Annotated in this window: 22 protein-coding genes; 3 read left to right on the forward strand and 19 right to left on the reverse strand. The window is 50.9% G+C overall.

Annotation, left to right across the window (positions count from 1 at the left end; genetic code table 11):
• Positions 1-44 precede the first annotated feature (44 nt).
• From R70723_RS23660 to R70723_RS23725, 14 genes are all read right to left on the reverse strand, one after another.
• Complete coding sequence (locus R70723_RS23660; RefSeq protein WP_039875966.1) at positions 45-1,970, reverse strand: stage V sporulation protein D; 1,926 nt, start codon at positions 1,968-1,970, stop codon at positions 45-47.
• 147 nt (positions 1,971-2,117) lie between these two features.
• Positions 2,118-4,352, reverse strand: coding sequence for a penicillin-binding transpeptidase domain-containing protein (locus tag R70723_RS23665; RefSeq protein WP_039875967.1), 2,235 nt, complete (start codon positions 4,350-4,352; stop codon positions 2,118-2,120).
• A gap of 42 nt (positions 4,353-4,394) precedes the next feature.
• Entirely contained in the window at positions 4,395-4,790 is a 396-nt protein-coding gene (locus R70723_RS23670; protein ID WP_039875969.1) for a hypothetical protein, read from the reverse strand.
• Between the two features lie 29 nt (positions 4,791-4,819).
• On the reverse strand, positions 4,820-5,773 hold the full coding sequence (gene rsmH, locus R70723_RS23675) for a 16S rRNA (cytosine(1402)-N(4))-methyltransferase RsmH (RefSeq protein WP_039875970.1): 954 nt from the start codon (positions 5,771-5,773) through the stop codon (positions 4,820-4,822).
• Positions 5,774-5,814: 41 nt separating this feature from the next.
• Entirely contained in the window at positions 5,815-6,252 is a 438-nt protein-coding gene (mraZ, locus tag R70723_RS23680) for a division/cell wall cluster transcriptional repressor MraZ (RefSeq protein WP_039875972.1), read from the reverse strand.
• 441 nt (positions 6,253-6,693) lie between these two features.
• Positions 6,694-7,965: an adenosylhomocysteinase gene (locus R70723_RS23685; protein WP_039875975.1), complete on the reverse strand. Its 1,272-nt coding sequence runs from the start codon at positions 7,963-7,965 to the stop codon at positions 6,694-6,696.
• Positions 7,966-8,001: 36 nt separating this feature from the next.
• Positions 8,002-9,633: a bacillithiol biosynthesis cysteine-adding enzyme BshC gene (gene bshC, locus R70723_RS23690; RefSeq protein ID WP_039875977.1), complete on the reverse strand. Its 1,632-nt coding sequence runs from the start codon at positions 9,631-9,633 to the stop codon at positions 8,002-8,004.
• Positions 9,634-9,793: 160 nt separating this feature from the next.
• Entirely contained in the window at positions 9,794-10,714 is a 921-nt protein-coding gene (locus R70723_RS23695; protein WP_039875979.1) for an ABC transporter ATP-binding protein, read from the reverse strand.
• Between the two features lie 436 nt (positions 10,715-11,150).
• Positions 11,151-12,089, reverse strand: coding sequence for an ABC transporter permease (locus tag R70723_RS23700; RefSeq protein ID WP_039875982.1), 939 nt, complete (start codon positions 12,087-12,089; stop codon positions 11,151-11,153).
• Positions 12,090-12,092: 3 nt separating this feature from the next.
• On the reverse strand, positions 12,093-13,025 hold the full coding sequence (locus tag R70723_RS23705; protein ID WP_039879212.1) for an ABC transporter permease: 933 nt from the start codon (positions 13,023-13,025) through the stop codon (positions 12,093-12,095).
• A 225-nt stretch (positions 13,026-13,250) separates the two neighbouring features.
• The gene (locus tag R70723_RS23710) at positions 13,251-14,969 is read right to left on the reverse strand and encodes a peptide ABC transporter substrate-binding protein (protein WP_039875984.1); all 1,719 of its coding nucleotides are present in this window, start codon (positions 14,967-14,969) and stop codon (positions 13,251-13,253) included.
• Between the two features lie 150 nt (positions 14,970-15,119).
• On the reverse strand, positions 15,120-15,506 hold the full coding sequence (locus R70723_RS23715; RefSeq protein ID WP_039875987.1) for a DUF3397 domain-containing protein: 387 nt from the start codon (positions 15,504-15,506) through the stop codon (positions 15,120-15,122).
• Between the two features lie 6 nt (positions 15,507-15,512).
• The gene (locus R70723_RS23720) at positions 15,513-16,511 is read right to left on the reverse strand and encodes a ketopantoate reductase family protein (protein ID WP_081957478.1); all 999 of its coding nucleotides are present in this window, start codon (positions 16,509-16,511) and stop codon (positions 15,513-15,515) included.
• Positions 16,512-16,618: 107 nt separating this feature from the next.
• Positions 16,619-17,269 (reverse strand): RsfA family transcriptional regulator, encoded by a 651-nt coding sequence (locus tag R70723_RS23725; protein WP_039875991.1) that lies wholly within the window; start codon positions 17,267-17,269, stop codon positions 16,619-16,621.
• Positions 17,270-17,606: 337 nt separating this feature from the next.
• On the opposite strand from R70723_RS23725, the gene R70723_RS23730 reads away from it, so the two are divergent.
• A complete protein-coding gene (locus tag R70723_RS23730; RefSeq protein ID WP_039875992.1) occupies positions 17,607-17,843 on the forward strand; it encodes a DUF2626 domain-containing protein in 237 nt (78 codons plus the stop codon).
• Positions 17,844-18,007: 164 nt separating this feature from the next.
• Positions 18,008-19,138 (forward strand): coiled-coil domain-containing protein, encoded by a 1,131-nt coding sequence (locus tag R70723_RS23735; RefSeq protein ID WP_039875994.1) that lies wholly within the window; start codon positions 18,008-18,010, stop codon positions 19,136-19,138.
• On the opposite strand, the gene R70723_RS23740 is transcribed toward R70723_RS23735, so the two are convergent.
• Together R70723_RS23740 and R70723_RS23745 are read right to left on the reverse strand one after the other, a co-directional pair.
• Entirely contained in the window at positions 19,130-20,371 is a 1,242-nt protein-coding gene (locus tag R70723_RS23740; protein WP_039875996.1) for an extracellular solute-binding protein, read from the reverse strand. The genes R70723_RS23735 and R70723_RS23740 overlap by 9 nt on opposite strands.
• A 396-nt stretch (positions 20,372-20,767) precedes the next feature.
• Positions 20,768-22,099, reverse strand: coding sequence for a PhoH family protein (locus R70723_RS23745; RefSeq protein WP_039875998.1), 1,332 nt, complete (start codon positions 22,097-22,099; stop codon positions 20,768-20,770).
• Positions 22,100-22,203: 104 nt separating this feature from the next.
• Between R70723_RS23745 and R70723_RS23750 the strand changes: the two genes are divergently transcribed.
• Positions 22,204-22,785, forward strand: a complete 582-nt coding sequence (locus tag R70723_RS23750; protein WP_039876000.1) for a YhcN/YlaJ family sporulation lipoprotein — start codon at positions 22,204-22,206, stop codon at positions 22,783-22,785.
• Positions 22,786-22,853: 68 nt separating this feature from the next.
• Here R70723_RS23750 and R70723_RS23755 read toward each other — a convergent pair whose 3' ends face one another.
• From R70723_RS23755 to R70723_RS23765, 3 genes are all read right to left on the reverse strand, one after another.
• Entirely contained in the window at positions 22,854-23,309 is a 456-nt protein-coding gene (locus R70723_RS23755; protein WP_039876002.1) for a PNPOx family protein, read from the reverse strand.
• Between the two features lie 97 nt (positions 23,310-23,406).
• Positions 23,407-24,486, reverse strand: coding sequence for an LCP family protein (locus tag R70723_RS23760; protein WP_039876005.1), 1,080 nt, complete (start codon positions 24,484-24,486; stop codon positions 23,407-23,409).
• A gap of 81 nt (positions 24,487-24,567) precedes the next feature.
• Positions 24,568-24,864 carry a YlaH-like family protein gene (locus tag R70723_RS23765; RefSeq protein ID WP_039876008.1) on the reverse strand — a complete coding sequence of 99 codons (297 nt, stop codon included), beginning with the start codon at positions 24,862-24,864 and terminating at the stop codon, positions 24,568-24,570.
• Positions 24,865-24,920 lie beyond the last annotated feature (56 nt).

A 24,920-nucleotide genomic window follows, 5' to 3' on the forward strand; every position in this document is an offset into this window, starting at 1 on the left:
CCCTCACTCTGCAAATTCGGATAAGAAGACTGGCCTTACCTCTATCATTGACTGGAAGTACCCATATAAATCCTGATTGTTGAACCTTGTTCAACTCTTGCTCCCGCTTTTGGAGCCTGATTAATGACTGTATCTCCGGTGCCGGAACGGGCAAGCGTAAAGTTCATGTTCAGGTCCTCATAAATGTCCTGGACTGTCGCCCCTGTAAGATCAGGAACCGTAACAATCGGAGTTTCACCATATTTATAGGTTTTGGGAAGCTGATCCTTGCGTTCCGGCACCTTCAGATAATGCAGTGAATCCTCCAGAATATTCTGGACGATCGGAGCAGCTACAACACCGCCGAACTGTATCCCCTTAGGATTATCCACTGCCGTATATACTACAATCTGCGGGTCATCTGCAGGAGCAAAGCCGATAAAGGAGACGATATGCTCTGTCGGAGAATAACGTCCGTTCACTACTTTTTGTGCTGTCCCTGTCTTGCCTCCCACCCGGTAGCCGTCGATAAAAGCCGGCCGGCCGGTGCCTTTGGCAACCACGCTCTCAAGGGCAGCGCGCACCTTTTTGGAGGTTTCCTCCGAAATGACCTGCCGGACCTCCTTGGGCTGGACCTCGGACACCGTCTCCCCTGTTTCCGGATTAATCCAGGCTTTGGCCACATGGGGGGTATACAGCTTCCCTCCGTTAATCGCTGCCGAAACCGCAGCAATCTGCTGAATCGGAGTCACCGAGACCCCTTGGCCGAAAGCTGTCGTGGCCAGCTCCACCGGGCCCACCTGGGACAGCTTGAACAGGATACCGCTCGCTTCCCCGTTCAGATCAATCCCGGTCTTCGTTCCGAAGCCAAAATCACGAATGTATTGGAACAGTGTCTCTTTGCCTAGCCGCTGCCCCAGTGCAACAAAGCCCGGGTTGCAGGAATTCTCGACCACCTGAAGAAACGTCTGGCTGCCGTGGCCGCCCTTTTTCCAGCAGCGCAGCTTGGCTCCTCCAACCTCCACATATCCCGGATCAAAAAACTGCTCGTTCTGCAGATCAACCTTTTTTTCCTCCAGCGCAGCAGCGAGCGTAATGATTTTGAAGGTGGAGCCCGGTTCATAGGTCATCCAGATCGGCAGGTTGCGGTTATAGACCTCGGCATCATATTCCTTATAGGAGCCCGGCTCATAGCCCGGCCGGCTGGCCATCGCCAGAATCTCCCCGTTCTTCGGGTTCATGGCAATCGACCATGCCCCCTGGGCCTGGTATTTCACCATCGCCTGATCCAGCTCCCGTTCCATAATCGACTGGATCTGCTTATCGATCGTGAGCTGCAGGCTGAGACCTTCCTTCGGCTCGGAATATTTCTCGGAGGAGCCCGGCATCAGCCTGCCGCCCGCATCGGACAGATAGGAGATATTGCCCTCAATTCCCTGCAGCAGCTTATCGTAGATGCTCTCGATTCCGGTAATTCCCTGATTATCAATTCCGGTGAACCCGAGAATATGTGCTGCCAGGTCGCCGTAGGGATAATAACGTTTGTTATCCTCAGCCACAACGATGCCCGGCAGCTGCAAATCACGGATGCTCGCGGCAAGCTCCATCGTAATTTTGCGGCCGCCGGGCTGTAGCTTCACCGACATCGCACGTTTGGACATCAAAGTTACCAGCTTCTCCTCGGTCATCCCAAGGAGCGGAGCCAGCTGCTGTGCCGTCTTCTGCTTATCCTTTACCTGTACAGGAACCGCATAAACCGTAGGAGAGCTGATGTTATAGGCTAGTGCCACACCTTCCCGGTCAACAATCTCTCCCCGCTTTGCGGTATACGGTATATTGCGGCGCCACGACTCTTCCGCCTTGGCACTCAGCTTCTCGCCCTGATATAGCTGCACGTAGGCGAGACGTACGGCCAGCGATCCGAACAATACAACCAGGCCCAGCAGGGTCCACAGCATTCTCCGCCGGGTTACCACCTTCGAAACCTTCATTGTGCTTTCACCCGCTTTCGCTCGTAATAGACATGATCTCTTATCTTCATGACTATTCGGGACAAACAGGGGTTAGAACAAGCCCTGCTTACGGGTATAGCAAGACATTAATAGAATGCATTTGTAAATAAACCGTTTAGCCGCCGGCTAACCTCCGGTATCTCCGGCATCCGCTGCTTCTTCCTCCGAAGCAGCTACCGGAATATCCTCGCCGTATGCATTGAGCGGATTAAGCTTCAGCTGAACCAGCTTTTTGCCATTAGAGGTGGTTTCCGTCTGCTCGGTCACATAGCCTTCGCCTTCTACAGAAATGCCTACCTTGAGCAGATTAAGCACCTCCAGCGCATCGCGCAGCGACTGTCCCTTGAGGTCAGGAATCGATGCCTGTTCACCCTGTTGGCTTAGCAGATAGATTCTCTGCCCCGAAGCAAGCAGGGTCTCTGCCTCCGGATACTGGCTAACCACACTGCTTCCGCTGCCGACCGTTTCAAAGTCGAAGCCCTGCTCAATCAGCAATTTTCTGGCCTCCTGCATCGTTTTGCCGGTCAGATCGGGTGCAGAGCGCTGCGCCGAAGGTGTAGTTTTTCCGGCTGCAGAGCTACTGCCCTCTGATGTTGTAACTTTAGGCACCCCCATATACGGCAATGCCTCGGATACGATCTCTTTGAACACCGGACCTGCCGCAGCACCGCCGCCGACTGCATCGGCAGGCTCGTCAATGACAACATAGACTGCAATTTTCGGGTTATTGGCCGGTGCATATCCGAGGAAAGAAGAGCGCACCTTGTCGCGGTCATACCCGCCCTTGCCGTCAGGCTTAATAGCCGTACCCGTCTTGCCCGCTACCCGGTAGCCTTCAATGTAAGCATGACGGCCGGTTCCATGATCCAGGTCAGCAACGACCTGCTCCAGATAGCTGCTTGTTTCCCTGGCGCTTTCCTCGGATATAACCTGGCGCACCACCTCCGGCTGGGTTACGGTAGTCTTGCCGGAATTGGGATCGGTGATCTCCTTAACCACGTGCGGCACCATCAGCTTGCCGCCGTTAGCGATTGCCGACATAGCGGTCAGCTGCTGAATGGGAGTTACCTGTATCTTGCCGTGTCCGTATGCGATCGTTGCATTCTCTGAAGCATTATTCGGCGTTGGATTAACAAGACCGCTGATTTCACCCGGAAGGTCAATACCGGTAGGCTGGTTAAATCCGAAATCATCCACATATTGCAGCAGCCTTTCGGGTCCGAGCATTTCATAGCCGAGCTTGACGAAGGCCACGTTACTCGAACGCTTCACGCCTTCCAGGTAGGAGATTTCGCCATAACCGCTTCTGTTCTGGTCATACAGCGGCTTGCCGTACCCCTTGATCCGGATAGAACCGGACATGAAGGTTGCGTCCGGATTAAACAACTTCTCCTCCACCGCTCCCGCAAGCGGGACAATCTTGAACGTGGAGCCCGGTTCAAATCTTGTTTTGATAGCATGATTGAAGAAGACCCCGGGATCGGCGGCATACTTCCAGAATTCATTAGGGTTAAAGGTCGGCATGTTAGCCAGACCGAGAATTTCCATCGTATTGGGATCAGCAGCAATGACGGTTATGCTCTTAGGCTTGTACTGGTCATATGCCTTCTGCATAGCTTCTTCGATATAACGCTGAATAGTGCTGTCTATGGTTAGCTTGATATTACTGCCGTTGACCGCAGGCTGATAGGTATCCTGTGATTCCGGGAGCTTAATCCCCTTGCCGTCACTTTGGTAATAGAGCTTGCCGTTTGTACCTTGGAGCTGCTTGTTGAAATAACTTTCCATCCCCATGATGGGCTCTCCATCGCGGTTCGTATAACCTAAAATATGCGCGGCTAAAGAACCCTTCGGATAATAGCGCTTCTGCTCCGTAATCAGTCCGACTCCGGTTTCGAGGATATTATGCTTTTCCTCGAGCTCCTCATAGAAAGCCTTTACCTTATCCGCAAGCTCCTTATTAATTTTCCAGCCCTCGTTACGGATTTCACGGTTTTTGAGATATTTGCCCTTATCATCCTTGGCTTCAACCAGCTTCTTCAGTTCATCCTCCGGTTTGCCCAGCAGCTCATGAAGCCCTTCGATAACCTCAGCTCCAATCCCCCGCTCGGCAATCACCTCGGGATTCACAACTACCGTGTACGCCGGCACATCACTGGCCAGAATACTTCCGTTACGGTCTTCGATCGTCCCCCGCTTCGCTTTGAGGACTGAGGTATGGGCCCATTGGGTAATGGCCTTCTCATGCCAGAAATCATTCTGCATTACCTGAATCCAGAATACCCGGACGACTAAAACAAGAAAAAAGAGGGTAATACACCCTCCTATAAACAGCGTGCGAAGTTTAATTCTCTTTACCATAAGGAAACCTCACAAACTCTATTATTGCGGCTTTATCCGCCGCTAATTGTCGTTTTCGTCAGCTGCCTTACTGTTCGCGGACACGTAAATCGCAGAATCTTCAGGCGGCTGGATGTATCCCAGCTTCTTGGCCTTCTCGGCTACCTGCTGCTCCAGCGTCTGCTTCTCCATCTGATAAGTGGCAATTTGCTTCTGTGTTTCGGCAATTTTGCTATCCAGCCTCTGGGCCTGCAGGTTCAAATCATAAATGTGGACGTAACGCCAAATCAGGGCGACAGCCACCAGCACAAATGCCGCCAGTGTCAGCATATAGAGCAGCTTCTCCTGGACAGGCAGTACCATCCGTCTGGTAACGACTTTCGTCTTCTCGCGGTAAAGCGGGTTTACCTCTTGTTTTCTCTTAGGTTGAACTGCTAAATTGCCGCGGGTATAGGCCATCTCTCTGACTCTCCTTTATCGTCGTTTTATTATAACTTCTCTGCAACGCGCAGCTTTGCGGAACGGGCGCGCGGGTTGTGCTCAAGCTCCTCCTCGGAAGGCACAAGCGGCTTACGGTTCACCAGCTTCAGCTTGCCTTCAGCGCCGCATACGCAAAACGGAAAGTCAGGCGGACAGGTACATCTGCTTAAGTAGCTGCTGAAAATCTGCTTGCAGATCCGGTCTTCCAGTGAGTGGAAGGTAATGACAGAGACTCTTCCCTGAGGTGCAAGGCAGCGTACAGCCCCATGCAGCCCCTCTTCAAATGCGCCCAGTTCGTCATTCACAGCAATTCTAAGCGCCTGAAAGCTGCGTTTAGCCGGATGGCCTCCTGTTCTTCGGGCAGCTGCCGGAATCCCTTCCTTGATCAGCTCTACCAGCTCACCGGTATTTTTAACCGGCTGCTCCTCGCGTCTTTCCACAATTTTGCGGGCAATCCGCCGCGAGAATTTCTCTTCCCCGTACTGGAAAAGCACCCTGGCAATTTCCTGCTCAGGCCATGTGTTGATAATTTCGGCTGCAGTCAGCTCTGCGGACTGGTCCATCCGCATATCAAGCGGGGCATCGTGATTGTAGCTGAATCCCCGTTCCCCTTCATCAAACTGGGGTGAAGATACGCCGAGATCAAACAAAATGCCGTCCACCTGCGGAACCCCGTCCGCCTGCGGTACAAACGGCAGCGTCCTCAGCACCTGTTCCAGGTCACGGAAGTTGGTCTTAACCGTCACTACCTTCTCGCCGTATTCAGCAAGGCGTTCCTTGGCATTATCCAGGGCCCAATCATCCTGATCCAGACAGATCAGCCGGCCGCTGCCGCTAAGCTTGGACGCAATCAGCGAGCTGTGCCCTGCTCCTCCAAGTGTACAGTCGACATATATGCCATCCTCTTTGATGTGCAGCCCCTCTGTCGCTTCTTCCTTAAGCACCGTGATGTGGTGAAACAAGCTGCATCCCTCCAGGGCAGTATTCGAATTGTGTATGTGTGTTATAGGTCAAAATTGAAATCCACCAGCTTCTCGGCAATTTCGTTGAACGATTCCTCTGACTGCTCGAAGTACTGCTCCCATAGCTCTTTGTTCCAGATTTCCACCCGGTTCGAAACGCCCAGAATAACACAGTCCTTGTCCAGCTTGGCATACTGCCGCAAATTCCCCGGCAGATTAACCCTGCCTTGCTTGTCCCATACACATTCCGTCGCTCCCGAGAAAAAGAAGCGGCTGAAGGCACGGGCATCCGATTTCATCAGCGAAAGGCTTTTGAGCTTTTGCTCCATGATTCCCCATTCTTCCATGGGATAAACAAACAGGCAGGAATCGAGGCCGCGGGTCGCCACGAATGAGGCTCCGAGCAATTCACGGAATTTAGCCGGGATAATGATCCGGCCCTTGTCGTCAATGCTATGCTGGAACTCCCCCATGAACATCGGCTTCCCCACTCCCTGTTACCAATTCCCCACTTTACCCCACTTTACACCACCTAAGCATAATAGATTCGCCATTAAAAATCAAAAACCTTTTTCACACCCGAGGTAATTTTTTCTTGTTTGTCAAGTCATCCTTTTAACGAATATTCCAGCCTTTAACGTTTGCTTTACAGGCTCAAAATCCGCAAATAATAAAAATACAAGCGTGAAGCACCAGGAAAAAGGGTACATAATATCTTGAATCGTAATTAAGTTAAGACTAAAGTCGGACATTCTCAGGAGGAACAGCATGGGAAAATATATCGGAGTTGTAAATCAGGTAAGTCATAAAAGGGTTGCAGACAGCTGTAACGGTTTATCAGCGTGCAAAGCCCATAAACAGCAAAATGCCCGGGCCGCTGCATGGCTCCCGGACATTTTGCTAATTGATACACAATCTAATTAGTCATTCAGATTCCAGCTGTCTAGATATTCGACCTGTGCCGGAGTCAGGCTGTCAATTGAAATCCCCAGGCTTTCCAGCTTATAGCGGGCTACCTGCTCATCCAGCTCGTAAGGGACATTTTCCACTTTAACTCCGATGTTATTGTAATTGTCATTTACATATTTGAGCGACAGAGCCTGCAGCGCAAAAGTAGTATCCATAATTTCTGCCGGATGGCCGTCTGCAGCCCCGAGGTTGACCAGTCTGCCTTCTGCCAGCAGGTACAGCTTACGGCCGTCCTTCAGCTGATACTCCTCGATGTTTTTGCGGACAACGCGCTGGGATACGGAACGCTCTGCCAATTCTGGCTTATTCACTTCCACGTCGAAATGTCCGGCATTGCAGAGGATTGCTCCGTCCTTCATCACATCGTAATGCTCACCGCGGATTACATAACGGTTCCCGGTTACAGTTACGAAGAAATCACCGTGCTTGGCCGCTTCCTCCATCTTCATAACCTGGAAGCCGTCCATGTGCGCTTCAACCGCTTTGATTGCATCAACCTCTGTTACAATTACATTTGCTCCAAGGCCTTTTGCACGCATTGCCACACCTTTACCACACCAGCCGTAACCGACTACAACTACTGTTTTGCCCGCTACAATCAGGTTGGTTGTGCGGACGATGCCGTCCCAGGCTGACTGGCCTGTGCCATAGCGGTTATCGAACAGATACTTGCAGTAAGCATCATTAACAGCTACCATCGGGAACTTCAGGATACCCTGCTTCTGCAGTGCCTTCAACCGGATAATACCGGTAGTTGTTTCTTCGGCACCGCCGCGGATATTCTCCATCAGATCCGGCCGCTCCGAGTGCAGCAGTGTTGCGAAATCGCCGCCGTCATCAATAATCAGGTCCGGCTTGCTTTCCAGTGCCTTGATATTCAGTGCCTTGAACTCCTCCGGAGCCGGATTATATTTGGCGAATACTGTAATTCCGTCTTCGACAAGCGCTGCACAGACATCATCCTGCGTAGAAAGAGGATTGGAGCCGGTAATTGTCACTTCAGCGCCGCCGGCCTGAACCACCTTTGCAAGATACGCTGTTTTTGCTTCCAGATGCAGCGTAATCGACACCTTCAGTCCCTTGAACGGCTGCTCGGCTTCAAATTGCTCACGGATACGGTTTAGCACCGGCATATGCTGGCGGACCCAGTCGATTTTGAGATGGCCTTCCGGGGCAAGCGACATATCCGCAACGATACTGTTTTGTTTCGACAATGAACTCATAATACAACCTCCTAAAATTTTGGATTAATTATGTTCCTACATATATATAATACGATGTGATCCGCTGAAGTCGGCGGGCATCTCCATCAGCTCATCAAGCCAGGCCAGGCCGTAGCGGTTAAGGTAGTACATAACGTTATAAGCACGTTCCTGCAGCTTGCCTGCAGGCATCAGCGACAGCTCAATCCGTTCCCACTGGCGAAGCGCAGCTTCATTCTGCTTCTCCATCGCGTCCTGGGCTTTAGCCTGCAGGAAGGAAATCTGGTCGATGATCTTCTCCTTATTGTTGTTCCCCAGCTTGAGCAGTCCGGCCTGGATGCTGCCGAGCTGTTCAATCAGCGGCTCATACAAGGCTGTGAAGGACTCCTTAACCTCCAGGAAACGGCGGTCCAGCTCCAGCTCATCCTGTGCAGCCAGCCATTCCTTGCGTTTGCTGTCAAGCCCGGAGCGAACATCACTGAATGTAAGCCCGTATTTTTCCATATGCTTATGCAGTGTTCCTTCAATTATAGTAAAAGACATCCGCGGCATGATCAGCGGCATCTGATCACTCACCACATCAAAGGCCTTACGCGGAATTGCCCAGTATGCAATCTCTCCCTGTCCCAGTACAGTAGCCAGAACCGGCAGAACGTAATTCTGCATCAGCGGACGGGTCAGCACATTGTTACTGAACCGCTCGGGGTGCGCCTCCAGCATGGACAAGAGCTCATCCCGGGTAAAGGATACCGTTCCTTTACGGTCACTGAATCCGCCTCCGGTCTTATGCAGCAAAAGCCGCGCTCCTTCGTGGATATAGAAGAGGTTTGCGTTGCCTGGGGTTACATCAGCCTGAAGCTCATACCCGGCAGCTGAAATTTCTTCTGAAGCCTGCTTGTAAGCCTCCTCTAGCTCATCATTCTTCTCGATCAAGGCTTTGAAGAACGGCTGCTCCAGGCTGCGCAGTGCAGGGTCGGCTGAATCCAGCAGAACAAGTCCGAATTTGCCGAACAAGGATCCCAGCAGCTTGGCGAACGCCTCGCTCATGCTGCAGGCCGTATCTGTTGATTTGCGGATAAACTCCATAATCTGCGGTTTGAATTCACTCTCCTGCAGCATACCGTCCAGCAGCCCGGTTACCTGCTGCCAGCTCTCCGTCTCCACAGTAATTGCGCTGACGGAAGCTCTCGGCCCTTCGGGTTTGTCCAGCTTGAGCTTGGTGAACTCGCTGCCGCGGTTTAATACATAGGTATGATTAACCTCATCCCAGTCATGGTCCTCTCCGGCGATCCAAAACAGCGGAATAACCGGCCGGCCAAGCTGCGCCGCAGCTTCTTTTGCAGCCAGAACCGCTGTTGCCGCCTTATAGATTACAAAAAGAGGTCCTGTGAACAGGCCGCTTTGCTGTCCGCCGGTTATTACCAGTGTCCGCGGCTGCTCCAGCAGGTCCAGTGAAGCCATCACCTCAGTGTGATTATTATGCTGCTGATTGTAGCGGCGCAGGACTGCGGCTACCCCGGCACGCCCGGCGCGCTGATGTTCCGTACGATCAAGCCAGTCTGCCCTTGCAATCCGGCTCTCTTCATTTCTGAAATCTCCGCCATACAGCTTATCTACCGCTTCATATTGACTTATATAATCGCGTGCGAGCTTAGACCCGCCCGGTATCGGTTCCGGCACTGCCCTCATACTAATTGCCTCCTGTTCAGTTGTACTGCTATATGTAAACATCTAGTCTGTAAACTCTATATGATTGTATCCAATGTAACGGCGCGCGTCAAAGAAATGTGCCTGACGCATAACAGGCGGGAGCTGAACGCTCCCGCCTGAATCTGTAGTACTGTGTAAATTAAGCAAATTTTTTGGCAACAAAATGACCTTTGGATACTTCCACAAGCTCAAAGTCGCTGTCATTCGATTTTTGATCAGCCGCAAAAATCGGGCTGCCCAGTTCATCATGCAAATGAATCCGCTTCTTGTTCGCTTCAACCTCCGGATCCGGCTCCGGAATCGCTGACAGCAGCGATTTGGTATACGGATGCAGCGGATTGGCATACAGCTCTTCACTCTCTGCAAGCTCTACCATTCTGCCCAGGTACATAACCGCTACGCGGTCACTGATGTGTTTAACCATAGACAGGTCATGCGCGATGAAGAGGTAAGTCAGGCCCAGACGGTCCTGCAGCTCCTTCAGCAGGTTGACAACCTGTGCCTGGATCGACACGTCAAGTGCAGAAATCGGCTCATCACAGACGATGAATTTAGGATTAACCGCAAGTGCGCGGGCAATCCCGATACGCTGGCGTTGTCCGCCGGAGAATTCATGCGGATAACGGGTAGCATGGTCATGGTTAAGGCCAACCATATCCAGCAGCTCTTCAATCCGTTTTTTGCGTTCAGCACGGCTTCCGGCCATACCGTGAATATCCAGTGCTTCTCCGATGATATCCGAAACCGTAAAGCGCGGATTCAGCGATGCGTACGGATCCTGGAAGATCATCTGCATATCACGGCGCATAGTCTTCATCTTGCCCGCGGACAGCTTGTAAATGTCGGTACCGTTGTATTTCACGCTTCCGGCAGTCGGTTCATATAGACGGAGAACCGTACGGCCAGCAGTAGTTTTACCACAGCCGGACTCACCTACCATCCCGAGGGTTTCGCCCTCACGGATAGAGAAACTGATATTATCAACAGCCTTAAGAACTCTACCTTTGCCTACATTAAAATACTTCTTAAGACCTTCAACTTCAATAAGGTTCTTACTCAAACGTACTGCACCTCCTTGGCCATCGAATGCAGAATCCAGCAGCCTGCCATAAGCGGAAGCTGAATTCTGTGGTGCCGGGGCCGTTCTGTCTGCATGCATACATTGCACCGCTGCAACGTGCAGCGAAAGGTCAGCCGGCCGGCTGTTTAATCTGATCCGGGGAATACCGCTGAACGGAATCAGCGGCTCCCCCTTCTTTCGGTTTCGTGGAGATATTGGTTAACGCGAGCCTCAGCATTTTTGATGCCCGCCGGTCCCGGCAGCATCTCAATACCTTGCCTCTTCGCTTCGGCCGCTGACATTTTCTGATGTTGGATCAAAACTTCGGTTATGTGTTTGCCCACTTTGATCGCAGGGTTTCAAAGAAGTCATCGGGTCATTCATTCATATGCCAATATCTTTACCGCGAATACTTTCCAAAGTCACATGCTCTTGCTTACTTTTTCAGTTTAGGATCAAGCGCATCGCGAAGGCCGTCACCAAAAATGTTAAAGGAAAGCATGATCAAGCTTACCAGGATAGCCGGGAACAGGAAGCGCCACGGGTAGTACAGCCAGCCGGTCAGTGAGTCGTTGATCATCGATCCGAGTGAAGAAATAGGAGCCTGTACACCAAGACCAAGGAAGCTCAGGAATGCTTCAGCAAAGATCGCATTCGGAACTGACAGAGTAATCGTTACGATAATAGGACCAACCGCATTCGGAAGCAGATGCCGGAACAGCAGTCTCTTGGAGCCTGCACCCATAGAGCGGGAAGCAAGTACGAATTCACGGTTTTTGAGCTGCATAATTTCACCGCGCACAATCCAGGACATATTTATCCAGCCTGTAATGGTTAAAGCCAGGATAATAGTTCCGAGGCTCGGCTCCATAACAACCAGCAGCAGAATAACTACCAGCAGGTAAGGAATAGCATACAGAATTTCTGAGAATTTGTTCATGATGTTATCCACACGGCCGCCGAAGTAGCCCATAATACCGCCGTAGATAACCCCGATCAGAAGGTCAATCGCCGCTGCAGCCACACCAACAATCAGTGAGATTCGTGCTCCATACCAGGTACGGACAAAGATATCACGGCCCAGATCATCGGTACCAAAGAAATGCGCAGCTGAAGGGGGCTTGTTTGTGTTCAACAGGTCATTGGAATAATAGTTGAATTTAGAAAAATACGGTGCGAAGATAGCAGCCAGTACAATCACGCCGAGAATACCCAGTGCGGTCATCGCCATTTTGTTCTGGCGCAGACGCTCCCAGGAATCTCTCCAGGCCGAAAGGCTTTCACGCTGAATGACCTCTGCCTGCTTTTCATCAATTCCGACTTTACGGAAATCTTCCGGCTTCAGGTTTGTGTCAAGCACTTTATTAGATGCCAATCTTTAGCCCTCCTTTCCTCCGCTTAATTTGATCCGTGGATCTACAAAGACATAGGCAATATCCGTCAGGAAACGTGCGACCATCAGCAGTACACCGTAGAAAATGGTAATCCCCATAATGACTGTGTAGTCACGGACCCCGATCGCTTCCACGAACTGCTTGCCGATACCGCCGATACCAAAGATCTGCTCAATAACAACCGAACCGGTTACAACGTTAGCAGTCATTGGGCCCAGGTAAGTAACAACCGGCAGAATTCCGTTACGCAGCACATGGCGGCTCAGAATTGCAGGCCAGCTCAAGCCCTTGGCTTTGGCTGTCTTAATGTAATCAGAATGCAGTACCTCAAGCATACTGGAACGGGTCAGACGGGCTATAAAGGCTATAGGCTGCGCAGATAATGCAGCTACAGGCAGGAAATAATAGAGCGGTCCCTTAAAGCCTTGTACCGGCAGCCAGCCGAATTTATAAGCGAGAACATATTGCAGTACTGACGCGACAACAAAGCTCGGAACCGCAATCCCCAGCACGGCAATAACCATTGCAGCACTGTCCAGGAATTTCCGGTGATAAAGTGCGGCTATCATACCGAGGAACACTCCGACAATAACCGACACAATGATTGCGACAATTCCCAGCTTCAAGGACGCTGAAAACGTCTGGCCGATCAAATGGGTTACATCCTGATTCAAACGCTTCATGGATACACCCAGATCACCCTGCGCAACATCACCCAAATACTTAAAATACTGATGATAGAGCGGCTTGTCCAGACCGTATTGCTCATATAAACGCGCTTTTATTTCCGGCGGAACTTTTTTCTCGGAAGTAAACGGATCCCCCGGAATTGCTTTCATTAAGAAAAAGGTTGCTGAAATAAGCACAAACAGCGATACGAGCATGTAGAACAGCTTATTTGCAATATAACGAACCATCCCCATCAACACCTCCTTCGACATTTTTTTTAGACACACTAATTGATTTTATGCAAAAAACGGCAGTTTGTCTATTTTCTAATTTTGTAAATGCGAGTAAACATTAACAAAAAGCCTGAAATGCAAAAAAAAGGGATATATATGGAATACCACATATATATCCCGAAGTGTATAGCAAACTCCAGATAACTAACTATTCAGTTCAGCTTACTGAAGTTTCTGTTCTTAGTGCTCGAGCAGGTAGCCGCGAGTCAGGTCGATTGCACCGCTGAAGTCAAGAGTTACACCTTTGAGGTACTCTTTAGTCAGGGAGTTGTTAGTGTAGTAGTAGATAGGCATCAGAATCTGATCGTCACCAATCAGCAATTGCTCAGCTTTAGCAAACATTTCTTGGCGGGCTGCCAGGTCAGAGCTTGCTTTAGCATCGTTGATCAGCTTGTCGTATTCTGGGTTAGCGTAACCAGTATCATTGTTACCGCCGCCAGTTACCCACATATCAAGGAAGGTCATTGGATCATTGTAATCCGCAGTCCAGCCTGCACGTGCAACCTGGTAGTTCAGGTTTTGACGGTTTTCGATGAATACAGCCCACTCTTGGTTAACAGTCTGTACATCTACGCCCAGGTTTTGTTTCCACATGTCAGCGATAGCCAGGGCAATTTTCTTGTGGCCTTCACTTGTGTTGTAAGTCAGTTCGAAAGTAGGCAGTGCAGTAATTCCTTCTTCTTTCAGACCTTCAGCAAGCAATGTCTTAGCTTGTTCTACATCTTCAGTGAAGTAGCTGTCAGCAACTGCGCTACGGAATTCGCCGTCAGCACCAGCGATACCCGGAGGTACGAAGCCGAATGCAGGCAGCTGTCCGCCCTGGGTAACATTGTCAATCAGAAGCTGACGGTTGATAGCCATGGACAGGGCTTTACGGATTTTAGCGTTAGAGAAAGGTTTCTCAGTAACGTTGAATTCATAGTAGTAAACAGAAGCGATACCTTTACGGTTGAACTCGTTAGGAAGTTCTTTTTCTACGATAGGAATCTGGTCAGAAGGAATTTCTCCTGTAGGACCGCCAGCGCGGTCAAGTTCACCATTCTTGTAGCTCAGCAGCTCAGTAGCGCCGCTGTTAACAAGTGTGAAGTCGATTTTGCTAAGTTTAATGGATGCAGCATCCCAATATTTATCGTTCTTAGATACCTGCAGGGATTGTCCAGTAGTCCACTCGGTCAGTGTGAATGCACCGTTAGTGATCATAGTGTCTTTGCTGGTTGCCCAAGTAGCGTTACCCTCAACAGATGCGTGTACAGGGTAGTAAGTGTAGAAGGACAGCAATCCAAGGAAGTAAGGAGTTGGTGCCTTCAAAGTAACTTCAAGCGTTTTTTCGTCAACAGCCTTAACGCCTACTTCGTTCCAGTCAGTAACTTCTTTATTGTAGAAAGCTTCAGCGTTTTTCAGGTAGTACAATTGGTAAGCGTAAGGAGCTGCAGATTCTGCGTTAGGATCGAGCACGCGTTTCCAAGCGCGAACGAAATCTTCAGATGTTACAGCGTCGCCGTTGCTCCATACTGCATCGCGGAGCTTAAAGGTATATACCAGACCGTCAGCGGAAACATCCCAGCTTTCAGCAATACCAGGTTCTGCTTGTCCGCTTTCATCGTTCATACGAGTCAAGCCTTCGTACATTGTTTTCAGGACAGTGTTTGCTTGGCTGTCTTGAGCCAATGCAGGGTCAAATGTTGGCGGCTCTGCGCTCAGGTTAATTCTAAGCGTCTGGTCAGCAGCCAGCTTTTCATCACCGGTGTTACCTGTGTTCGTTCCAGCATTGTCACTTGGCGCATTAGTCGCCGCTGCGTTGCCGCTGTTTGCATTGTTGTTACTTCCGCAACCGGCAAGTACTGTACCGATTACAAGAACCAATGCAATCATGAGCAAAAGACTTTTACTCTTTTTCATCTAGCAGTTCCCCCTAAATAGAATGTGGTATATGGTTTATGATTATACAACCAGTGGTCAAAAAAATCTAGAGCAATATTTTCTGAAAACACATTTTTTTTAAAAACAGAAAATTTTGTGACAGTGACGCTTCACCGGAGCAGTGGAACATTACATCGCTTGTGATATGTATTGTATAAGGACTATAAACAAAAAAAGAATGTACAGGACACATAAAAAGAAGAACGACAGCCGCCAAACCGCCCGGAATAAACGCCTTCCGTCAACCTTTCCCTTAAGGCGATTCTGTGCGCCGCCAATCAGTCCGGCGGATATTAATACAATAAGTAGTATAAAATAAAACCCGAATCTTACATCAAACAGAATATTGAATAATGCTGAAACAGAAAGCAATAAAAAAAGGGTAGTCACATCCATTGCCAGCATTAATGTTCGTTTCCTATCCTGTTTGAGCCCCGTTCCGATAAAATAAACGATTAAAAATGGAACAACCGGGATGACGCCCAATATGACAAATGAATTTTGCAGCAGCTCCAATCAGCTTCACCTCTCTCTCGCACTCATGCCTTCGACAAGCTGGCAAATCCAGCGGTGCAGTGGTACCTGAATTCCCCGGCGCTCGGCTAAATCCACAATACTTCCGTTAATCCAGCGGATTTCCGTTCTCCTTCCGGCAAGCACATCGGCCAGCATGGAGGAGGTATTGCCCGAGGTTGCCCGGCATACCCGGGTAATATGCTCCCAGGCATCCGCCTCATAGTCAATTCCGCAGGCATCATATACAGCTACCGCTTCGGCGTAGAGCTCTTTCATCAGCCGGACCCGCTGGTCTGAGGCCAGGAGCTCGCCGTTCTGTATGCGCCACACCGCAGTTAGCGGATTGATTACGGCATTGATTAAGAGCTTCCGGTAAATCAGGGTATTCACTTTGTTCGACATAGAGGCGGAGAATCCTGCTGCCAGGAGCGCATCCGTGAAACTTCCCGCCGCCCCTTCCGGAAACTGCCTGTCCGTTTCAGCAATAGTATAGCCAGCCGTTTCCTGCCCTATGTATACTTCTCCTCTTCCGGTATGAATGACCTCCGTTAATGTTTTCCGTTTGGCCGCTTCAGTAGTTACAGCCGCCCATACAGAGGCATGCGGAAGCAGCTCCCGGAGCTTCTCCAGATGGCCGGATCCGTTCTGAAAGCAGACCGCCTGCAGCCTGACGCCAGCAAGATTCTTTAACATATCCGGCAGCTCGCTATGAAACGCCTGCTGCTTGAGTGTTACCGCCACCCATTCCCCGGGCTCACGCAGATAAGTCTCCGCGAAGGCCTCTGCCGCAGAAGCAGTGAATGCGGTTCCCTTCACAAACACAGGCTCAGTTCCGTCCTCATAGCTGACGGTCAATCCTTCCTTGCGGAGTGCATCGGACTGCTCCCTGCTCCGGCACCATATTCTGACGTCATAGCCGGCATGGATCAGTTTTCCTGCAAGCAGCAAGCCTATTGAGCCTGCACCGATAATGTCTATTTTCACGCCGTTTAGCCATCCTTCCAATAATTTCCCCCATTATAGCCTGCTGCTGCCCCTAATTGCAAAATAAATAAAAGCCGCCTGACGCCTGCCTTTCGGCATTCGTCCGCAGCTTTTACAAGGAAAGTCGGCTATTCCATCCGCTCCAAATTTCCGTTTGCATCCATTTTAAATCTGGTTTTCATTTCTTCCTCTTCTTCATTAAGGAACGCCAGCCTGCGTGCACGGTCCATAATCTGGATCAGCGCCTTGTAATCATCATTCACTACCCGGTAATCACTTTGAGCCAGATTCACTTCTTTAGACAGCCGCTCATTTTCTGACCGGAGCTCCAGCAGCTCATCCTCTTTATCCCGGAGATCACGCTCCAGCATTTTCAGCTGGCGGCCTGCCTCCTGAAAGGTCCCCTTCCACTGTCTCAAAAACCGGATGACCGCATCAATGGATAACGAGCTTTCATTTAAATTGTCACTTCGTCCGTATTCTTCTTCAATGTCTCCCAGAATCAGACCGGCAACCTGCGCCCCTCTGTTTACCGGCTGCTTTTTCAGATAGCTCCGCTTCTGGCGCTGGCCCTTTGCGATGCCGATGGCATCCTCATAGCTTTTCCGGACACAGCTGTTCCAGCGGAATCCGCAGGCAGCCGAGGTTCTGCCGATCTTTTCACCCACCTCTTCAAAAGCGGCAAGCTGGGTACTGCCCTCCCGGATATGACGCAGCGTTATTTCGGCCAATATCAAATCATCTTCCGCACTCCAAGCATCCTGTCTAACGGCTGTCATAAAGCCTAACCCTCCTAACAACATCTTAAAATAACCATCCTCATAACCGGCAGCTCCGCCGGACAGTGAATAGGATAAAAGCTGCTTACTCCATTTCTATGCCTCTGCTAGAGTTCATAGAATCTATTTGATACTAAATTGTATTTCCATTTTGTTTACACATCATACTCAGGGCGCTATATTTTCCCACGAAAGAATAAGTCAATTACAAAAATCATATTTATTATAAAAATAAACATTTTCTTCAATGAATTCGTTTACAGTTTTTTATCAGGAAGTTATAATAGATCCAATGAAGCACTTTTGGGGAATCATTTCTAAGAAGGGGGATACTCTCTTGGACCGTATGTTCCGCGTATTGGGATTCTTCACGCTCACCATCGGGCTCATGGCCTTCGCCGGGGATTTAACGGAAATGGCTCTGCTCTTCTTTTTACAAACAGCATTCTTTGTTGTACTGGGTTATATGAAATTCACGGAGAAAACGTATATTCTGCTCTTCTGGGGCTATATGATCGTAACCTTCACGGGCTTCAGCTACTGGACGGTCTTTCAGATGGGGCTGCCGCTGTAACTTCTTCTGCAACGGGATAATCATAAATGAATCAGCCTTCCCTGCTAAAGCCCCACTTTGTGGGGTTATTTTGTGTGCTCCTGCGGGAAAACAGGGTATGATATTTTAACAGGACAAAACATAGTAATAGTACATACAGATATTCTGCAAAAGGTGGTGATGTAGTGCTCTCCCGCAACAAGGCAATCCGAAGCTTCGTAACCCTGGCCATCCTTATTTCACTTACTGTACTTCTGCCGCCGCAGGCGGCTTACCTGTCGGCAGGTAACGGCTCTGCAGCAGCCCCTCCGCCCTCCTTCCCGGATAATGAAGAAACGCGCAGGCTGCTGGAGCAGACGCTCTCCTCTGCCGAAATCGAAAAAGAAATCACCAGAATAACTGCCGAGCAGGCTGTACTGGAGCAAAAGGCCGCAGAGCTGACAAAGCAGGCTGCCACCAAGCAAACCGCTATATCCGGCCAGCAGGAGCGTGCAGGCGCCATTGTCCGTTCTTATTATATGGGTGAAAGGGACGGGCTGCTCGCAGCTGTACTGTCAGCCAAAAGCATCAGCCGAGTGCTTGCCCTGTATGATTATTACGAGATTATTATCGGACGGGATCATGATATTCTGAGGCAATATGAAGGGGAATATAAGGATCTGAAGGCAACACTTACGGCTGCCGAGCGCAGCTCGAAAGAGTTGGAGGAGCTCAAAAGCGCACTTCTGGAGCAGCAGGTGCGGGTCGCGGCGCTGAATGAGGAGATCGAAGGCGGCATCAGGTCCAGCAGTGATCCGGAAAGCATGAGCGCTCTTCTGAATGAATTTACGAGATACTGGGAGAACATCGGACTGCATGAGGTAAAAACTTATTTTAAGGCGCTGTCATCGGCCATGAACCGGCTCCCCCAGTTCGTCCAGGGGCGTGACGGTGTTCTGACCCGCAAGGGGATGACCTATACGCTGGCTTTGAAGGAAGAGGATCTGAACAGCTTCCTGGTCTCGCAAAATACACTGTTCAAAGATTTCAGCTTCCGGTTCGATAACGGCAATGTCATCGCTTCAGGCGCGAGCGGCGGTCTAACGCTTACGCTTACCGGTCGCTACACGATCCAGGAAGAGCCGGTTAACGGTCTGATGTTCCATATCGACAATGTGGTATTTAACGGACTGGAGCTGCCGGAAACGACCCGCCGGGAGCTGGAGGATGAATTCGATCTCGGCTTCTATCCCGGTAAAATCGTCTCGTTTCTGCATGCAGATGAGGTCGACAGCAGAGATGGTGTGCTGTATGTCAAGCTCTCCATCTCATTCTGAGCCAATTCCCGTTGCCTCCTTATATCCCGCAGCATCCAGCTTGCCGGTCAGCAGCAGGGTTACCGCTGAGGAAACAGCATCCCAGCTGCCGTCTGACGGCTGTACCGTAATGTCCTCCTCCGCCAAGAGCCGGTCTGTGTCAAAAGGAAGATCAGCAAGCTCCGGCTGCGCTGATTTGTACAGTTCCTCCAGCGCCGGCAGCCGGTTCGTATTCTCCAGCCATTCCAGCTGTGCTGTAGCAGAGGTAATATAAGCCAGCCAGTTCACCGCAGTTTCCGGATTGGCTGAGCCTGCAGGGAGTGCAAAAAACCGGCTGTGCACCGCCTCATATGCGGTGCCGGGCACTCCGGCCGGAGCCTTGACGGCAAGTGCTGCATTGCCGTTCATCTGCCACTCAGACAGCGGAAGCACAGCCAGGGCCAGCCTGCCGCTCTGAAGCATATCCCATAGCTCTGTATTGAAGCGGCTGCTTAAATAGAAATAACTGCGGGCAATCTGCACCCAGTCCAGCGCAGCCGTATAATCCGCCTCCATGCTCAGCCCCATGCTCGCAAGCAGAGCGGAGAACCCGTATGCGTTACGGCTGTCCATAGCCAGCAGGTACTGCTCTGCGTCCGGATTCTGCTCCTGCTCTGCGCGCAGCTGATTCAGCAGCCCGCTCCATTCCTCCAGGCTAGCCGGCGGTTCAGCAAAGCCTAATTCAGTCAGCCGCTGCGGCGAATATACAAGCACATAAGGGTCTATATCCAGCGGAATCCCCCAGTCATAGCCGTTCCACTGCATTTGCGGAATCAGCACGGTCAGCGGCGCACTGCCCGGCACGCTCTGATAGACATCCACCGGCAGCAGATAACCGCGCGTCGCCAGATCTGCGATATTCCGTCCGTCGGTCATGATAATGTCGGGACTCTCCATTGTCGCCAGCTCCTGCTTGAGCATAACGGCATTTTCTTCATTGTCTACATTGCTGATCAGTACCTGGATTCCGGTGGACAGCGTATAGTTGCTGCTGATCCGCTGCAGCGCCTTTAGCTCCCCGCTGCTCATGGATACCCGGATGTTCAGACTGCTTACATTATTTTTATCCCCGGAATCCGGCTGCTGGGACAGCCGCTGGGGCTGTCTTGGCGGATTATTTCCCTCCGTGGTGTCCAGCTCCATGCTTGGCGACAAGCTTGTCAGCGCCAGCAGCAATACTGCGAACAGCAGCCAATAGTTTTTGCGTTTTAGCATGTTTCTGTCCCTCCCCGCTAATGATCCTTCCCTATTTTACCAGATGTTGCGGTGGTTGTCTTCGGGGGCTTTGAAAACGTTCTCTTTCTATTATATATGTGACGGGGCAGGTATTAAAATCTGTATTGAGAGCCAGGCCGCTCCGCGTGCGGATTGTACTTCCGATCGCTGTTGTCCCCGGATTGTGTTTGATTTGAATTTATGGAAGCAATCCGGGGACAAAGGCGAACGCTGCCGCTTCTCCAGAACAATTCCGCTCACTCCGCTACACTACTCTCGGGGAACAGAAAAATAACCCCCGCCCCGCGCTGCGGCGGGCAGGTAAAAGCCGGGAGGCTGGTCCCCTCCCGGCTTTTGTGTATGCAGTCCCGGGCCTTGCCCGGGGGCTGCATGTATTTACAGCAGATCGGCAGCCAGCTGGGCCAGGCGCGAACGCTCGCCCTTTTCCAGAGTGATATGGCCGCTGATGCCCTCCTGCTTGAACTTTTCAACGATATAGCTGAGGCCATTGCTGGCCGCATCCAGATACGGATGGTCGATTTGCTCGGGGTCGCCCATAAGGATGACCTTACTGCCCTCGCCGGCACGGGAGACAATTGTCTTCACCTCATGGCGGGAGAGATTCTGCGCCTCATCGATAATAATGAACTGCGACGGAATGGAGCGCCCGCGGATATAGGTGAGCGCCTCAACCTGGATACTGCCCAGGCCCATCAGTATTTTATCGATGTCCCCGGCTTTTTTGGTATCGAACAGGAACTCCAGGTTATCGTAAATCGGCTGCATCCATGGCCGGAGCTTCTCATCCTTCTCGCCCGGCAGATAACCGATATCCTTGCCCATCGGAACTACCGGACGGGCGATCAGCAGTTTTTTGTAGCGGTGCTCATCCTCCACCTTGAACAGTCCGGCGGCCAGGGCCAGCAGTGTCTTGCCTGTACCCGCCTTACCGGTGATGGTAACGAGCGGGATATCCTCATTCAAGAGCAGCTCAAGCGCCATCCGCTGCTGGGCGTTACGGGCGCTGATGCCCCAGACTGCGTCGTTGCCGAGATAGAGCGGCTCAAGCCTTGAAGCATCTCCGTTTACTTTTAGCAATGCCGATTTGCCGCTGCCGATCTCATCCTTCAAAATAACAAATTCATGCGGATAGAGCTTGAACGACAGGTTAAGCTGCTTCACGGACAAGGAACGGTTGCTGTAATATTCATCAATCAGTGAAGGATGAACCAGCAGGGACTGATAGCCGGAATAGAGCTCATTCAGGTCACCGGTGCGGTCGGACAAATAATCCTCCGGCGTTATTCCAAGCACATCCGCTTTGATGCGGACGAGCACATCTTTACTTACGAGTACCACAGGGCGCGGTTCAGCTTTTTCATTCTCCTCCAGGAGATAATTAAGCGCTACAGCCAGTATCCGGTTGTCGTTGGAGACCTCCCCGAACATTTCCTGTACCTTTACGAAGCTGCGGTGGTTCAGCTCCACCTTCAGCGTGCCTCCGTGCTCAAGCACTACTCCACTGTGTAAGTGGCCCAGCTCACGGAGTCCGTCTAACAAGCGTGACACGGTGCGGGCGTTGCGGCCGATTTCATCGGCGTTGCGCTTCTTGGAGTCGATTTCTTCCAGAACTACAGCCGGAATGACTACTTCATTCTCCTTAAACGCAAAGATCGAATTGGGGTCGTGCAAGAGCACGTTAGTGTCTAGTACAAATATCTTTTTCATGATATCCCCTCCACAGCGCCTGGTTTGATTGATCATACATAACTCTTTTCAGCAAGGGCAACATAAGGTAAAGTACTGATTTTTGACTGAAAGGAGTATTCCATATGAGAAAATCAATGTGTCTGTTGCTGGTACTGCTGCTGCTGACAAGCTGCGGTATCGCTAATAAAGAGTCATCACCCTCTCCTCAGAGTAAACAGTCGCCTGAAGTGTTAAGCAGCCAGGGGGAGCATGAGGTGCAGCAGCTGTCAAATGACAACGGTGCAGGCCTCAATTACAGCAATGGTTCCGTTGCCGGACAACCTTCGGACGTACAGGACAGCAGTGATGTTGCACTGAAGGATCATTTCGAGCAGCTGGCTAAAAGAGTTCCCGGTGTAAACGGAGCCCACTGTGTCGTCATAAACAATCTGGCCGTAGTCGGCATTGATGTTGACGGGGCACTGGAACGTTCCCGGGTAGGAAGCATTAAATATTCGGTGGCCGAGGCTATCCGCAAGGATCCCCGCGGCGTTAAGGCACTGGTGACAGCCGATATGGATCTGTCAGGCCGGCTGAATGATATGAGCCGCCATATCTCGCAGGGTAACCCGATCTCCGGCTTCGCCTCTGAAATGGCGGACATCATCGGCCGGATTATCCCGCAGCTTCCTGAGGATACTAAGCCCCAAAGCAACAATCAGTAGAAGCTTCGCCGCTGAATCACTCCCTTATATTGGTATAAAGAGTGGACAAAAAAAGCCTAGTGAGATGATCACTGGGCTTTTTGCATGGCGGCAAACACTTGTCCGTCCAGCTTCTCAGCCGCACGTGCATCGTATACCTTGGCATATTTCGGGGCGGATTCAAGCGCAGCGCCATAAAAAAGCGCATTGCGGACCGCTTCAATTTCAACATCAAAGCAGCACATCTTAAAGGGAACATCCTGCAGCGGATCCTGCCTTACAGCAGCGCGCCCGTTAATGGCATGAACAGTCCCCTCGCCAAACACCGTAATGGTCACAAGCGGGTTCACCTTCATGTTGTTTACCAGCCTCGAGCGGTGGTCGACCGCCAGGCGCACGACAGAAGGGCTCACGGCATAAATCCAGGATATGGCCGTGGACGTTGGTCCGCCGGATTCCGCATCCACCGTGTTAAGAAGAACAAACGTTTCCGATTGCAGCATCGATAGCAGGGATTCATTGAGCTGAGCAACGGCTTCGGACATAAGTACAGGCCCCCTATGCGGCAAATGTGCATTCAATTTATTATATTATAGCACACGCCTAAACTTGCATTCAATTTCGAGATGTTACCATACGCGCTCAGGGTGTCCCGGAAGTGTCTGCTGTTCCAGCCAGCGTATCCTGCAGGCTTTTCTTGGCATTCTCCAGCTCTGTATCGTTAATATATACATACGGGCTGCGCCAGGTTCCGGTCACCGGAACGAAAGCGATATTCTCTTTGGAAATCTTCCAGTAGGTAGCAATCATGCTCTTGATCTGCTCATTCTCAATATCTGTAGTCAAATTGCTGCCGACTGCATCCATTACATTGCCGATTTTGAGCACGCCGCCCAGTGACTGCATCTGTCCGACCAGACCGTTCAGCACCTCATTCTGGCGCTTGTTGCGGTCAAAATCATCTGAAGCCGCTGTTTTCGGGCTGCAGTTGGACTTACGGTACCGGACATAGTCAAGCGCGTCATCGCCGTCCAGCTGGGCCGGTCCTTTTTTGAGATTGATATCTGTACCATCGACACTGTCGGTATAACACATATCGGCGCTGATATTCACATCTACCCCGCCAAGCTCATCCACAATGTCCCGGAAGCCCTGAAAATCAAGCACCGTGACATAGTCGATGTCAATGCCCAGATATTTGCCCATCATCGTCTTCATCTCATCTCCGGCAGAGATACCCGAGGTGTCCTCTTTGCCCTTAAAGCGCGCGTAATAGGCATTGATCTTATTCTTCTTATAGCCGCTCAGCTCCACATACGTATCACGGGGCAGTGAAACCACGGTTGCTGATTCTGTCTTAGGATTAAGTGCAGCGACCATAATAACATCCGTCAGATTGGAGGGATGCTGCGGGCGGTTGTCCGTGCCGAGCAGCAGCATGGTCAGCGGCTTCGCCGAGGCGAGCTGGCCGCTGTCGACAGCCTGATCCGTACCAAAGCCGCCTTTCTCAAACTTATAGTACAGATATCCCGCGTACCCGAGTCCGCCAACCACTGCTATCAGCAGCAGCGTCAGCAGCATTCTGGCCAGTCTTGCAAAAAATCCGCGTTTTTTAACTTTTTTCTTATTTGTTTTCTTTTGCGGGGCAGTCCGGTTCTGTTGGCCTCTGTTCCCCTGTGGTCCGTTTGCTCTTGGAGGCAGGCTTCCCTTGCTGTTATTCATAATGGAGTAAAGTCCTTTTCAGTTCACATGGATTTGGTTCAAGCTATTAACATAGACGAAATCAGAATACAAAAGTTGCGGTTACCGGGGTTTGTCCCCCGCTGCAGCCTTCCGCTTCTGCCGGGCCTCAATCAGATAGCGGACCCTTACCAGCAGCATAAGCCCAACTGCAACCAGCAGGCACTGGATGATCGGCAGCTTGTCGTGCTGAAAGATCAGCAGCATGCCGGAGCCGAGCGCCATCATCAGATACAGCACAACCTCCTTGCCGGGCGAAAGCTTTTGATTCACACGGAAGACACGGTTATACACAAAAGTCAGCAATACAAAAATAACGATATAAGCGACTATCGGATGATCAGCGAACCAGCTCTGCACAGCCGTCACTCCTCCCGGAAATAAATGTCGCTTACATTATAGCATCCCTGCCGTTA

It is taken from the genome of Paenibacillus sp. FSL R7-0273 (assembly GCF_000758625.1).
GTDB lineage: Bacteria > Bacillota > Bacilli > Paenibacillales > Paenibacillaceae > Paenibacillus_AQ.